Annotated in this window: 13 protein-coding genes; 5 read left to right on the top strand and 8 right to left on the bottom strand. The window is 71.3% G+C overall.

The window, feature by feature from the left end; all coding sequences use genetic code 11:
- Positions 1-99: 99 nt before the first annotated feature.
- Both AB0C59_RS08690 and AB0C59_RS08685 read right to left on the bottom strand, forming a co-directional pair.
- Positions 100-636, bottom strand: coding sequence for a DUF2617 family protein (locus AB0C59_RS08690; RefSeq protein WP_363002040.1), 537 nt, complete (start codon positions 634-636; stop codon positions 100-102).
- 450 nt (positions 637-1,086) lie between these two features.
- Positions 1,087-1,398, bottom strand: a complete 312-nt coding sequence (locus AB0C59_RS08685) for a hypothetical protein (RefSeq protein ID WP_363002038.1) — start codon at positions 1,396-1,398, stop codon at positions 1,087-1,089.
- Positions 1,399-1,574: 176 nt separating this feature from the next.
- On the opposite strand from AB0C59_RS08685, the gene AB0C59_RS08680 reads away from it, so the two are divergent.
- Both AB0C59_RS08680 and AB0C59_RS08675 read left to right on the top strand, forming a co-directional pair.
- Positions 1,575-2,768, top strand: a complete 1,194-nt coding sequence (locus AB0C59_RS08680) for a pyridoxal phosphate-dependent aminotransferase (protein WP_363002036.1) — start codon at positions 1,575-1,577, stop codon at positions 2,766-2,768.
- A 268-nt stretch (positions 2,769-3,036) separates the two neighbouring features.
- Complete coding sequence (locus AB0C59_RS08675; protein WP_363002394.1) at positions 3,037-4,152, top strand: mannosyltransferase family protein; 1,116 nt, start codon at positions 3,037-3,039, stop codon at positions 4,150-4,152.
- A gap of 18 nt (positions 4,153-4,170) precedes the next feature.
- Here the strand turns inward: AB0C59_RS08675 and AB0C59_RS08670 are convergent, their stop codons facing one another.
- A complete protein-coding gene (locus AB0C59_RS08670; protein WP_363002034.1) occupies positions 4,171-4,722 on the bottom strand; it encodes a YbjN domain-containing protein in 552 nt (183 codons plus the stop codon).
- 145 nt (positions 4,723-4,867) lie between these two features.
- Here AB0C59_RS08670 and AB0C59_RS08665 point away from each other — a divergent pair, with 145 nt between their 5' ends.
- Positions 4,868-5,362 (top strand): hypothetical protein, encoded by a 495-nt coding sequence (locus AB0C59_RS08665; RefSeq protein WP_363002032.1) that lies wholly within the window; start codon positions 4,868-4,870, stop codon positions 5,360-5,362.
- 3 nt (positions 5,363-5,365) lie between these two features.
- Here AB0C59_RS08665 and clpB read toward each other — a convergent pair whose 3' ends face one another.
- Positions 5,366-8,011, bottom strand: a complete 2,646-nt coding sequence (clpB, locus tag AB0C59_RS08660; protein WP_363002030.1) for an ATP-dependent chaperone ClpB — start codon at positions 8,009-8,011, stop codon at positions 5,366-5,368.
- A 147-nt stretch (positions 8,012-8,158) separates the two neighbouring features.
- On the opposite strand from clpB, the gene AB0C59_RS08655 reads away from it, so the two are divergent.
- Positions 8,159-8,572 carry a TIGR03618 family F420-dependent PPOX class oxidoreductase gene (locus tag AB0C59_RS08655; protein ID WP_363002029.1) on the top strand — a complete coding sequence of 138 codons (414 nt, stop codon included), beginning with the start codon at positions 8,159-8,161 and terminating at the stop codon, positions 8,570-8,572.
- A gap of 190 nt (positions 8,573-8,762) precedes the next feature.
- Here the strand turns inward: AB0C59_RS08655 and AB0C59_RS08650 are convergent, their stop codons facing one another.
- Positions 8,763-9,098 (bottom strand): hypothetical protein, encoded by a 336-nt coding sequence (locus AB0C59_RS08650; RefSeq protein ID WP_363002027.1) that lies wholly within the window; start codon positions 9,096-9,098, stop codon positions 8,763-8,765.
- Positions 9,099-9,438: 340 nt separating this feature from the next.
- Between AB0C59_RS08650 and AB0C59_RS08645 the strand changes: the two genes are divergently transcribed.
- A complete protein-coding gene (locus AB0C59_RS08645; protein WP_363002025.1) occupies positions 9,439-10,440 on the top strand; it encodes a helix-turn-helix transcriptional regulator in 1,002 nt (333 codons plus the stop codon).
- Here the strand turns inward: AB0C59_RS08645 and AB0C59_RS08640 are convergent.
- From AB0C59_RS08640 to AB0C59_RS08630, 3 genes are all read right to left on the bottom strand, one after another.
- Entirely contained in the window at positions 10,379-11,479 is a 1,101-nt protein-coding gene (locus AB0C59_RS08640; protein ID WP_363002023.1) for a LuxR C-terminal-related transcriptional regulator, read from the bottom strand. The genes AB0C59_RS08645 and AB0C59_RS08640 overlap by 62 nt on opposite strands.
- A 135-nt stretch (positions 11,480-11,614) precedes the next feature.
- The gene (locus AB0C59_RS08635; protein ID WP_363002021.1) at positions 11,615-12,718 is read right to left on the bottom strand and encodes a substrate-binding domain-containing protein; all 1,104 of its coding nucleotides are present in this window, start codon (positions 12,716-12,718) and stop codon (positions 11,615-11,617) included.
- Between the two features lie 252 nt (positions 12,719-12,970).
- Entirely contained in the window at positions 12,971-13,417 is a 447-nt protein-coding gene (locus AB0C59_RS08630) for a helix-turn-helix domain-containing protein (RefSeq protein WP_363002019.1), read from the bottom strand.
- Positions 13,418-13,419 lie beyond the last annotated feature (2 nt).

The following is a 13,419-nucleotide window of genomic DNA, read 5'->3' as shown; positions in this document are numbered from 1 at the left end:
ACGCATACGCTCGACCTTGTCACCCACACGTGTGGAACTGTCGGCTCCGGCGACGACACCGCGCGTTTCGGCCACCGGGTGTCGGCGGTGCCGGACGCCTCAGACGCCCGACCCGCTCAGCTGGGCCGCCGGCACCCGCACGCCGACGCGGGTCCTGGTCGCCACCAACTGGCCGTCCTGCGGATACGCGTGCCAGGTGCGCCAGTGGACCTGGCCCTCATGGCGATGCGCCAGCATCGCGGTGAACGCGTGCGGACTGCCGGGGAAGACGCCCGCCAGGCCGTGCGGGTGGTCCGAGACGAGGGCCAGCAACTCCTGGGCGCGGCCCGCGAAGGAGCCGGGCGACAGGAGTTCGACCCGGGCCGCGAACTCGTACTCCCAGTCGCCGACGCGTTTGGCGACGCCGAGCGGCAGGGGGGCGCTGGAGCCCGCGATGCACGCCACCGTCTCCGAGCAGGTGCCCCGGTCCTCCTCCAGGATGACCTGGTGGGACGCGCCGAGGAGTCTCAACTGACAATGAGCTCCGTCGAGTTCGAGATCGAGTGTGGCGAGCGCGGGCAGCGGCTCGCGCCCGAGGGTCCAGGCGAGGTCGGCGGCGCGTGTGTCGGTGTAGGAGGTGTTGAGGGTCGTGAGCATGGATCGGCTCCGCTAGCACGCGAAAGATGGGGAGAGCTCCGGCGCGCCACGGTCGGCACCTGGGACGCGGCCTGCTCGGCCTGTCCGGGCGAAAACGCCTGCTGGACGGGGATCCGGGAGCTTTGTTGGTGATTGAGAGGGAATCACGAACCGCGCCGTCACCACACCATTTTTACCCAAGTTCATAGGGTTTCCATCCCACCGGGGGCACACTTGCGCAACTGTTCAACCACCTTGTTGTGCAAGCTCGTTGACCCGCAGGTCGGCGTCGGTTCGCCGGTCCGGCGGCAGGCGCACGCACTACGGGAAGCGCCCGCGGCACACGCCCTCGCGCCCCACTGCCGGGTGAAACACAGCGTGCCCGCCGCGCTTCCCGCGGCGGGCACTCGACATGGTTCCCGCGCGTCCTGCGCGCGGTCCGCTCGGCTCGTGGAGCCCTCGGCACTCCCGTCAGCTGGAGCCGCAGCCGCCCCCTCCGCACGAGGAGTGACCGCCGCACGAGTGGCCCCCGCCGCACGAGTGGTGGCCGCCCGAGTGACCTCCGCCGGAGTGGTGACCGCCCGAGTGGTGACCTCCGGAGTGGTGGCCGCCCGACGATCCGCCGTCGGTCGACCCCGCCCACCAGCTGCCGCCGTCGCCCGACCGCGACCCGCCGCGGCCGCGCGGACCCGCCTTCGCGTCGCCCCCGCTCCTGCGCCCGGCCTTCGCGAGAGCCGCGAAGACCACGAAGAACGCGACCACCAGGAATACGCCCAGGATCATGGCGCAGTCCCCCTTTCCCCTACGGTGTCCCATGCGGTCCGCAGGCGGTGCCCGTGCGACTCGCATGCCCCGGACCGGCCCCCCGTGGGCCCGTCTTCCTCCCGGGGTGACCGGGAGATGCCCGTGCCCGGCGCGGCCCAAAGCAGAGTTGAGGAACTCCAGAGCTTCGGCGCAGGATGACCGCCATGACGACCTCCAGCGCGCGTCCCCTCCTCAACCGCCGTCTCGCCGAGTTCGGGACGACGATCTTCGCCGAGATGTCGGCCCTCGCCGTGAGCACGGGGTCCATCAACCTCGGCCAGGGCTTCCCCGACACCGACGGCCCCGAGGAGGTGCGCGAGGCGGCCGTACGGGCGCTGCGCGACGGGCGCGGCAACCAGTACCCGCCGGGCCCCGGCGTGCCCGAGCTGCGCGAGGCCGTCGCCGCGCACCAGCTGCGGCGCTACGGGCTGTCGTACGACCCCGGGACCGAGGTGCTCGTCACCGCCGGCGCGACCGAGGCGATCGCCGCGGCCCTGCTGGCCCTCCTGGAACCCGGCGACGAGGTGATCGCCCTGGAGCCGTACTACGACTCCTACGCCGCCTCGATCGCCATGGCGGGCGGCCGGCGCGTGCCCGTCACCCTGCGCCCGCACGAGGGCGCCTTCCGGCTCGACCTGGACGAGCTGCGCGACGCGGTCACCGACCGCACCCGGCTGCTGCTGATCAACACCCCGCACAACCCGACGGGCACCGTGCTCAGCCGCGAGGAGCTGGCGGCCGTCGCGGCGCTCGCCGTCGAACGCGATCTGCTGGTCGTCACCGACGAGGTGTACGAGCACCTGGTCTTCGACGACGCCGAGCACGTCCCCCTCGCCACCTTCCCCGGCATGCGCGAGCGCACGGTCACCATCGGCTCGGCCGGCAAGACGTTCTCGTTCACGGGCTGGAAGGTCGGCTGGGTCACGGCGGCGGCCCCGCTCGTGACCGCGGTGCGCTCGGCCAAGCAGTTCCTGACCTATGTGGCCTCCGGGCCGTTCCAGTACGCCGTCGCCGAGGCGCTGGCGCTGCCGGACAGCTACTTCGAGGAGTTCCGCGCGGACATGCGGGCCAGGCGGGACCTGCTCGCGGCCGGGCTCGGCCGGGCGGGGTTCGAGGTGTTCCGCCCCGCGGGCACGTACTTCGTCACCACCGACATCCGCCCCCTCGGCGAGCGCGACGGCTTCGCCTTCTGCCGCGCCCTGCCCGAACGCGCGGGCGTGGTCGCCATCCCGAACGCCGTCTTCTACGACCACCGCGAGGCGGGAGCCCCGTTCGTCCGGTTCGCGTTCTGCAAGCGGAAGAGCGTGCTGGACGAGGCGGTCGCCCGCCTGGAGCGGCTGGCCCCCTGACCGCTCCCCCCGACGGGGCGCGGGAGCGGCGCCGCACGGGCCCGGGCCCCCCGCCCGGGGCGTGACCACGCATGGGCCGGACCCGCCACACCCCACCGCGCCCCGGCACACCAAGGGGTGGCAATTCCGTCCGTGCGGACCTGCGCGGATCGCGAAACGGGCGGGGGCGGCGCAAGGTGCGGTTGTGACCCACGCCAGTACCGCCCCGGCCCCCGCCGCCGGGGGCTCGGGAGACCGTGACCTTGTCCGACCGGCCGGAGCCGGACGCCTGCCCACCTCGGCGCTCGGCGCCCTCGGGCTCTTCGCGGCCGTCCGCGTGTGCGGCGCCCTGGTGCTCGCCGCCGCCTCCGGGGGCCTGGTCAGGCGGCCTCTGCTGCTGCTCGGGCACTCGTGGGACTCCGTCTGGTACGTGCGGATCGCCGAGCGCGGCTACGGGCTCGACCAGCACACCGCCGACGCCATCCACAACGACCTGGCCTTCTTCCCTCTGTACCCGGCGATGATCCGCGCCCTGACCGTGTTCACCCCGCTCCACGGCATCACCTCGGCCCTGCTGGTGTCCTGGACGGCCGCCCTGGTCGCCGCGTACGGCGTGTACCTGCTCGGCACCCGGCTGTACGGCCGTGCCGTGGGCACCGTCCTCGTCGCGCTGTGGGGCCTGCTCCCGCACTCCGTCGTGCTGACGATGGCGTACACCGAGCCGTTGCTGATCGCGTTCGCGGCCTGGTCGCTGTACGCGGTCGTCACCGGGCGCTGGCTGTGGGCGGGCACCCTCGCCGCCCTCGCCGGCCTGTCCCGGCCCAACGGCTTCGCGGTGGCCGCGGCGGTCCTCGCGGCGGCGGCCCAGGAGGTGTGGCGCGCCCGGGGGCGCGGCATCTCCCCCAGGCTGTGGGCGGGCGCGGCGCTCGCCCCGCTCGGCTGGTGCGGCTACGTGCTGTGGGTGGGCCACCGCAGGGGCGACCCGCTCGGCGGCTACTTCACCGTCCAGCGGCTGTGGGGCTCGCGCTTCGACTTCGGGCGGGGTTCGCTCCACTTCGCCCAGCACATGGCGCGGCACGAGACGCGCGTGGTGTCCGTGATGGCGCTGCTGGTGGTGGCGGCGGGCGCCGTGCTCTTCGCCCTGCTGCTCGCCGACCGGGCGCCGCTGCCGCTGGTCGTCTACAGCGGTCTGCTGCTGCTCGTCGCGCTCGGCGGGTCCGGGTTCTTCGAGTCCAAGCCGCGCTTCCTGCTGCCGGCGTACCCGCTGCTGATCCCGGTGGCGCGGGCGCTGGTGCGCACGGCGAGAGCCCGGCCCTGGCACGCCACCGTGATGGGGGGCGCCCTGGCCGGGCTCTCGTTCGTCTACGGGGCCTACCTCCTGGTGGTGGCCCGGTCGCCCCTGTGACAGGGGACGGGGACGGAGCTACTCTCCGTCGGTCTCTTCCCCGGACCCGGGCTCCCCGGGCTTCTCCGAGGTGTCGACGTCCTCCGTGAGGCCGAGCTGCTCCACGAGCCACCGGTCGAACTCGATGGCGGCGCGCACCCAGCTGACGGTGGAGGAGACGAAGTGCTCCAGGCTCACGCCCGTGCCGATCAGCATCTGCGCCTCACCGATGAGGCGGACCGTGCCGTCGTCGTGCGTGTGCGTGTACACCTTGGGCCACAGCGTGCGCCGGTTCCAGTCGTCGAGGGACTCCAGCAGCTGCGGCTTCTCGTCGATCTTGTGCGGCCGGTCGTAGAACGTCCGTACCGAGAAGACCTGCTGGTCGTCCTCACCGCGGAACATGAAGTACGTGCGGAACTGCTCCCACGGCGCGACGAGGTCTCCCTCCTCGTCCACGAGGTGCTTGAGCTCCATCTGCTCCAGGAGCTGCTTCACAAGGTCCTGATCCGGGACGACGGGGCCCGCCGGTCCTTGGGGCTGCGGCTCGGGCTGGCCCCCGAAGTTCGGAATCGAGGACGGGTCGATGCTCACCGTGTTTTTCCCTTCATACGGATCTCGCCATCCTCCCCCATCCGGGGAGGGAAGTGGCAAGCCCTGACGTGACCTGTCAGCCATAGGCTGACATGATCCGGCCCGACGGGTGGGGATTCGGCGTCCCACGGGCGGGGAGGCCCTCATGGCGCACGGGCGGGCGAACACGATCGCCGGCAGGGTGATGGGCACGATCGGCGTGCTGTGCGCGATCGGGCTGGCGTGGTTCGGGTGGCGGCTCGCGACCTTCGATCCCCTCGCCGGGCAGAGGGCGTCCTGCGCCGACGCGCTCGCCTTCGGCGGCGCGAGGCTGCCGGAGGGGGCGTACGACACGGACTGCTCCGTGCGGGCCTGGACGGACACCGACCACGAGGCCGGATTCCGCATGCCGAGGGCGGCGGTGCGCGACTGGCTGAGAGCCACCTATCCCAAGGCGCCGCCGAGCGCGTACGAGGACCCCTGCCGCGACGGCTCCGCTGACCTGTGCCTGAGCCTTGGCTTCACGGAGGGCGACGGGGACTGGGCGGGCCGTGTCCCCGGGGCCGCCGGCGCCGGGTTCGGGGCGGACTCGGTGCGAGTCGACGTCACGTACGAGGGCCCGGACCGGGCCCTCGTACGCTTCACCGCCTTCACGACCTGAGCGTCACAGCGACACGGCCTCGGTCCCGGTCTGCCCGGTCCCGGTCTGCCCGGTCCCGTTCCCGTCCGTGGCCGGGCCCACGAGCAGGCCCTCGCCGAAGGTGTCCACCCGGACCGTGTCGCCGTCCCTGATCTCTCCGGACAGGATCTCCTTGGCCAGCCGGTCGCCGATGGCGGTCTGCACCAGGCGGCGCAGCGGCCGGGCCCCGTAGGCCGGATCGTTGCCCTCGTCGGCGAGCCAGGCCAGCGCCGCCGGCGTGATCTCAAGGCTGAGGCGCCGCTCGGCCAGCCGGCGGGCAAGGCGGTCGATCTGGAGCTGGGCGATCCGGGCCAGCTCGTCCCTCGCCAGCGCCGAGAACACCACCAGGTCGTCGAGCCGGTTGAGGAACTCCGGCTTGAAGGAGGCGCGGACCACCTCCAGGACCTGCTGCCGCTTCTCCTCCTCGCTGGTCACCGGGTCGACCAGGAACTGGCTGCCCAGGTTGGAGGTCAGGACGAGGATGACGTTGCGGAAGTCGACCGTACGGCCCTGGCCGTCCGTCAGGCGGCCGTCGTCCAGCACCTGGAGCAGGATGTCGAAGACCTCGGGGTGCGCCTTCTCCACCTCGTCCAGGAGCACCACGCTGTACGGGCGGCGGCGCACGGCCTCGGTGAGCTGGCCGCCCTCCTCGTAGCCCACGTATCCGGGCGGGGCGCCGACCAGGCGGGCCACGCTGTGCTTCTCGCTGTACTCCGACATGTCGATGCGGACCATCGCCCGCTCGTCGTCGAAGAGGAAGTCGGCCAGCGCCTTGGCCAGTTCGGTCTTGCCGACGCCGGTGGGGCCGAGGAAGAGGAACGAGCCGGTGGGGCGGTCGGGGTCGGAGATCCCGGCGCGGCTGCGGCGTACGGCGTCCGACACGGCGCGTACGGCCTCGGACTGGCCGATCAGCCGCCTGCCGATCTCCTCCTCCATGCGCAGCAGCTTCTGCGTCTCGCCCTCCAGCAGCCGTCCGGCGGGGATGCCGGTCCAGGAGGCGACGACGTCCGCGATGTCGTCGGGCCCGACCTGGTCCTTGACCATCGTGTCCTTGGAGGCCTCCTCCTCGGCCTCGGAGGCCGCCTCCAGCTCCTTCTCCAGGCCCGGGATCTCGCCGTACAGCAGCTTGGAGGCGGAGTCGAAGTCGCCGTCGCGCTGGGCGCGTTCGGCCTGGCCGCGCAGGTCGTCCAGCTTCTCCTTGAGTTCGCCGACCCGGTTGAGGGACTGCTTCTCCTTCTCCCAGCGGGCGGTCAGGCCCCGCAGCTCCTCCTCCTTGTCGGCGAGGTCGCGGCGCAGCTTGTCCAGGCGCTCCCTGGAGGCCTGGTCGGTCTCCTTGCCGATCGCCAGCTCCTCCATGCGCAGCCGGTCCACGGCGCGCTGGAGCTCGTCGATCTCGACCGGCGAGGAGTCGATCTCCATCCGCAGCCGGGAGGCCGACTCGTCCACCAGGTCGATGGCCTTGTCGGGCAGGAAGCGGGAGGTGATGTACCGGTCGGAGAGGGTGGCCGCGGCGACCAGGGCGCTGTCCGCGATCTGCACCTTGTGATGGGCCTCGTAGCGGCCCTTGAGACCGCGCAGGATCGCGATGGTGTCCTCGACGGTCGGCTCGGCGACCAGCACCTGCTGGAAGCGCCGCTCCAGCGCCGGGTCCTTCTCGATCCGCTCGCGGTACTCGTCCAGCGTGGTGGCACCGACCATGCGCAGCTCGCCACGGGCCAACATCGGCTTGAGCATGTTGCCCGCGTCCATCGCGGAGTCGCCGCCGGCGCCGGCGCCCACCACGGTGTGCAGCTCGTCGATGAAGGTGATGATCTGGCCGTCGGAGTCCTTGATCTCGGCGAGGACGGTCTTCAGCCGCTCCTCGAACTCGCCGCGGTACTTGGCGCCCGCCACCATGGCGCCGAGGTCGAGCGCGACCAGCCGCTTGTCCTTGAGGGACTCGGGCACGTCGCCCTTCACGATCCGCTGGGCGAGCCCCTCCACGACGGCCGTCTTGCCGACGCCGGGCTCACCGATGAGCACCGGGTTGTTCTTGGTGCGGCGGGACAGCACCTGGACGACACGGCGGATCTCCTGGTCCCGGCCGATGACCGGGTCCAGCTTGCCGTCGCGCGCGGCGGCGGTGAAGTCGGTACCGAACTTCTCCAGGGCCTTGTACTGGCCCTCCGGGTCCGGGGTCGTCACCCGGCGTCCTCCCCTGGTCTTCTGGAACGCGTCGAGGAGCCTCCTGGCGTCGGCTCCCGCCTGGGAGAGTACGTCGCCCGCCGCGCCGCCCTTCGCGGCGGTGCCGATGAGCAGGTGCTCGGTGGAGACGTAGTCGTCGCCGAGGTCCTTGGCGCGTCTGCCCGCGTCGGCGATCACGGCGAGCAGTTCGCGGTTGGGCTGGGGCGGGGCGACGGTCGACCCGGTGACGCCGGGCAGCGCGGCGAGCACGCGCTCGGCCCCGGACCGCACGGACGCCAGGTCCGCCTCGACCGCGGCCAGCAGGTCGGTGATGTTCTCGTTGTCCTGCCCCTCCAGCAGGGCCAGGAGCAGATGGGCGGGGGTGAGGTCCGGGTTCCCCTTGTCCACGGCCCGCTCGCCGGCCGCGTTGATCGCGTCCCGGCTCCTGTTGGTCAGCTCGGCGTCCACGTTCGCCTTCTCCTCCTCGCGTCGGGCGTCACCTTACTTGAGCAACCTGCACAAAGTTGAGTCTATCCCACTCAAGTCAAGGATGGGGTGAGATCGCGCGGATGATCGAGTGGGCGATCCGGCGGGTGACCGGCTAGGTTCCGGCCCATGAGCTCCTCCCCCACGGATCCCGGCACACCCGACCCCTCCTACCTGGCCTTCTGGCGGGAACGGCACCTGTGCACGCTGACCACGCTCCGCCCCGACGGCAGCCCGCACGTCGTCCCGGTCGGAGTGACGTACGAGCCCGAGGCGCGGCTGGCCCGGGTGATCACGAGCGGGACCAGCGCGAAGGCCCGGTACGTGGCGGCGGCGGGCGCGGAGGGGGTCCGGGTCGCGGTGTGCCAGATGGACGGGCGGCGCTGGGCGACCCTGGAGGGCCGCGCACGGGTCTCGACGGATCCGGAGCGGATCGCGGACGCGGAGCGGCGCTACACCGAGCGGTACGGACGCACGCCCCGGCTCAACCCGGCGCGGGTCGTGATCGAGATCGAGCTCACCAGGGCCCTGGGACGCGGCTGAGCGCCGGCTCCGGGGGCACGGCGGCGCACCCCGAGGACACATCGCTTTTCGGCCATAGCCGGGCGCTGACCCAATCCACGGATTTGGGAGATGCCCGCACAAAATGCAGCGGCGTCACCGTGTTCAGGTCACGGTGACGCCGCTGCGGGGGGGAAGTGCCTGGGCGATCTCTTGCGACGGGGGAATCGCGTCAGGCACTGCGGGGGGTGGCTGAGATGGTCCTCACGTCGGAGGTGTCGGGCTCGACCAGCCGGTGGTCGCGCTGGTCCAGGTTCACAAAGATCATTCCGTACCGGATGGCGCATCGTACGGGCTGCGGCGCCCCCCGAGGCCGCCGCAGAAGCCGATACGCCCGCAGGTCCTCGTCCTCGTCCCGCGTCACGACGACCGGCTCACCGAAGACGGTCACCATCAGTGAGTCGCCGCTGTGGGGGACCGCGGTGACCAGGTCGATGAAATGCCAGCCGGAGCGGTAGGCCGTGGCCATCTCCCGACGGAATGAGCGGTCGTCCGGAGGAGTGGTCATCGGTCAGCCCCAGCTACTGTCGTCCGCGCCGCTCAGGGTTACGGCGCCGACGTGACCCGCTACGCCGTTCACAGCGGCCGCGCCCCAGGAGCTGTCCGTCGGCGCAGCGTTCTCCGCACCGGCGAGACCACTCATGACACCGATGGCCACACCGGCGGAGAAGATAACGGCAAGCGCCGAGCGAAGCATTCTCTTACCCATAGTCGGCTTCGTCCTCACTTGAAGTCCCCTAATCCCCCGTCCTGTAGTAAGACGATGGCTCATTCGGGCACGTCATGGCCACACAATCAGTGCATCATGTTCCTGCACGTTCAGGACCCTGGGGGGTGGAGCTTTGACAATGAATCGGCCCAAAGCGCCACATCCTCACGCCTTGACCGAGCTGTGCGAGGAAGGGGAACGCCTCTACGCGAACGCACTGCGCACGGGACGTATCGCCCGCGCCGACGCGGAGGACGCTCCCTGTCTGATGGAGTTCGCACTCCTTCACCCCGATCCTGACGACGCCACCTGGCTTCGCCCGGTTCCCCCCACCGTCGCGCTCGCCCAGCGGCTCAGCCCCCTGGAGCGCGAGATCTCCGAGCGCAGGCGCCTGTCGACGGACCTGGCCGAAATCTTCGAGCCGTTCATGACCCTCAGCGCGCAGGTGACCGCGCCCACGCACTCGATCACGGTGCTGGAGGGACTCGACCGCATCAACGCCGCGCTCGACCTGGCCACGGCCGGCTGCCGGTCCGAGATGCTCACCGTGCAGCCGAGCTTCCGGCGCCTGGAGCACACCCTCCTCCAGGCCCTGGAGCGCGACCGGCCCCTGCTCGAACGCGGCGTGAACATCCGGACCCTGTACCAGCACACGGCCCGCTTCTCGCCCGAGACGATCGGGTACGTGTCCCAGTTCGCCGAGGGCAAGGTGGAGTACCGCACGATCGACGAACTGGTCGAGCGGCTCATCATCTGCGACGAGACGGTCGCCTTCATTCCCACCCGCGACGACCGCCAGGTGGCCCTGGAGCTGCGCCACCCGGGCCTGGTGCGCTATCTGATCAAGGTCTTCGAGTTCATGTGGTCCCGCGCCGTGCCGCTGAGCACCGGCGCCCCCTACGAGACCGCGCCCGACGGCATCACCGACATCCAGCACTCCATCGCCAAGCTGCTGGTCGAGGGCCATGTGGACGAGGCCATCGCGCGCCGGCTGGGGATGAACGTCCGCACCTGCCGGGCCCACATCGCCAAGCTCGCCTCCGCGCTCGGCAGCGGCAGCCGGGCCCAACTCGGCTACCTCATCGCACAGTCGGGGATCCTGAGCCAGGACCAGGAAGCCGGGAGCGGGACACCCGGGTGACGCCCCGCGCCGGCCCCGGGCCGGTCGCGACCTCGATGGGCCCGGCCGCCACCGGGCGCGCCGCGCCGTCCAGCCCCTCCTGCGCGATGCGGACACCCAGCTGGGTCCGGCTCGCCGCCCCCAGGGTCTCCGAGAGCCGGGCGATGTGCGCGCGGCAGGTGCGGACGCTGATGCCCAGCCGTTCGGCGATCACCGCGTCCTGGTGGCCCTCGGCGAGCAGCGCCGCGATCGAGCACTCCCGGTGGGTGATGCCGTCGATGCCCGTGTCCGGGAGCGGGGAGGTGAGCGGGATCGCGAGCCGCCACAGGCGTTCGAACACCGTCACCAGGTAGTCGACCAGCGCCGGGTGGCGCAGCTCCAGCGCGATCGTGCGGTCGGTGTTCGCGGGGACGAAGGCCACCGTGCGGTCGAAGACGATCAGACGCTCGGGCACCTCGTCCAGGGTGCGGGCCTCGGCCGCGTCGCCCATCAGCTCCATGTAGGTGTGCAGGCCCTGGCCGTGGCGGGCGACATGGGTGTACAGGTCGCGCATGCGGACGCCTCTGCGGCGCATCTCCAGGGCCCGGTGCAGGCCCTCGGAGAGCTCGTCCTCGCGGCGGATGCCGCCCGGCTGGACGGTGAGCACCTCCGTCGCGCACAGCTCGGTGGCCTCGTCCATCGCGGCCTGGATCCTCGGCAGCCCGTCCAGGACCCGGATCGCCACACCCTCCGGGGGCGTGCGCTCGCCGCCGTGGCCGCCGAGACCGGCGTACCACTCGGCCGCCGCCACCGCCGCGTCCATCCTGGCCTGGCTCGCGCTGACCTCGTCGTGGACGCCGCGCAGCAGCCGGGTCATGACCTCCTGCGGGGAGGTCGGCACCAGCCAGTCCATGTCGTCCGGGTCCGGGTGCAGCAGCGCGAGTTCCAGCAGGCAGGGGACGGGGTCGGCGTCCGCGCGGGGAACCCGGCCGCGGCGTACGGCGCGGGAGTACACGCGGTTCCCGGTCTCGCAGAGGCGGTCAGCGCCGTGCGGATGCGCGTCCGTCCCGTGCCCGGCCATCTTCCACCCCTGGCTTTGGCTCCTGCGGCGATGCCGCGAAGGCGTGACCGTGCCTTCGCAGCGCAACTATGCGCGGAGCGGGGCGGGTCCGCAACCAGGGCCCCGTGCCCCTGCTCCAGGGCACGGGGCAGGTGGTCAGCCCAGCTTGATGGCCGCGCAGGCCGCCTGGTACTTGGGGGTGCAGATGTCCTTGACGGTGTAGATGCCGTCCTGGAGCACCGTGTCCTTGATGTTCTTGCGGGTGAGCTCGACCACCGGCACCAGCATCGCCGCGATGTCCTTCTGGGTCGGGCTGTCGACCTTGTCGCGGGTCAGCGCGTCGAACTCGATGTCCCGGCCCTGGACCTTGGCCACCGCCATCTCCGCGGCGTTGGTCGCCTCCGTCGGGTAGGGCTTGTACACGCTCATGTACTGCTCGCCCGACACGATCCGCTGCACCGCCTCCAGCGACGCGTCCTGCCCGGTCACCGGCGGGAGCTGGGTGACGCCCGACTCCTTGAGGGCCTCGATGACCGCCCCGGCCATGCCGTCGTTCGCGGCGTACACCCCGGAGATGCTGTTCGCTCCGACCGCCTTGATCGCGTCCAGCATGTTCGCCTTGGCGTTGGCCGGCTTCCAGTCCTTGGTGTCGTACTTCCTGACGATGTTCGCCTTGCCCGAGAGCTCGCTGAGCGCGCCCGCCTTGAACTGCGCCGCGTTCGGGTCGGTGGGCGAGCCGTTCATCATGACGATCTTGCTCGTCCCGGACGGGTTGTTGAGCTTCTCGGCGAGGGAGCGCCCCTGCACCTCCCCGACGAGCTCGTTGTCGAAGGAGATGTACGCGTCGATCGGGCCCTGCGCGAGCCGGTCGTAGGCGATGACGGGGATGCCCGCGTCCTTCGCCTTCTGCACGCCCGGCGCGATGGCCTTGGAGTCCACCGGGTCCACCAGCAGCACGTCGACCTTGTCGGCGATCATCTGGTCGAGCTGCTGGCTCTGCTTGGCCGCGTCCTGCTCGGCGTTGGCGTAGTCGACCTTGCCCTTGCCGTGGGTCAGGGACAGGACCTGCTTCTGGATGTCGGGGTAGTCGAAGCTCTCGTACCTCGGGTTCTCCTTCTCGGGCAGAAGGAGGCCCACCGTGATGTCGTCGCCCTTCTTCGGGGTTGCTGAGCCGCCGCCCCCGGATCCGTCGATGACGCCGCATGCGGCGAGCGAGACGGCCGCCGTGGATGCGGCCAGGGCTATGGCGGTACGGCGCACAACAGTCCTACGGGTGGTACGAACAGTCACAACAGGTGCCTTCCGGGCGCGGGAGCAGCATTGCGTCCCAATGGCTGAAAGCCAACGCGGAGACGGTGCACACCGTCAAGAAGTACCGGTTAACGAGATGGCAACAGCATCCGCGTGGAAGTCAAGTGAAGACCAAGAAGGTATGGCGTCCAGTCCGTTTCCGGACCTTCGCACGACGAGGGGCCGGAAGACGCTGGTCTTCCGGCCCCTCGTACCTCGCTGCTACGGCTTCCGCTTCGGCGGTCGCCACACGACCAGCGCGCTGGTCTGCTGGACCTCCTGGTACGGCACCAGGTCACGGCGGTACGACGCGTGCACCGCCGCCTCGCGCTGGCGCATCGCCGTCGCGGCGCCCTCCAGGGCGTCCTGGAGCTCGGCGACCCGGGACTGGAGCGCGGCGACCTGGTTCTCCAGCTCGATGATGCGCTTGATGCCCGCCAGGTTGATGCCCTCGTCCTGCGACAACTGCTGCACCTGGCGCAGCAGTTCGATGTCGCGGGCCGAGTAGCGCCGGCCCCGGCCGGCGGTGCGGTCGGGGGAGACCAGTCCGAGGCGGTCGTACTGGCGCAGGGTCTGCGGGTGCAGGCCGGAGAGCTGGGCCGCCACCGAGATGACGTAGACCGGGGTTTCCTCGGTCAGTTCGTACGGGTTGCGTCGACGGCCGTCCATCT

The organism is Streptomyces sp. NPDC048664, from assembly GCF_040650555.1.
GTDB lineage: Bacteria > Actinomycetota > Actinomycetes > Streptomycetales > Streptomycetaceae > Streptomyces.
This window is presented reverse-complemented; position numbering and strand designations above follow the sequence as displayed.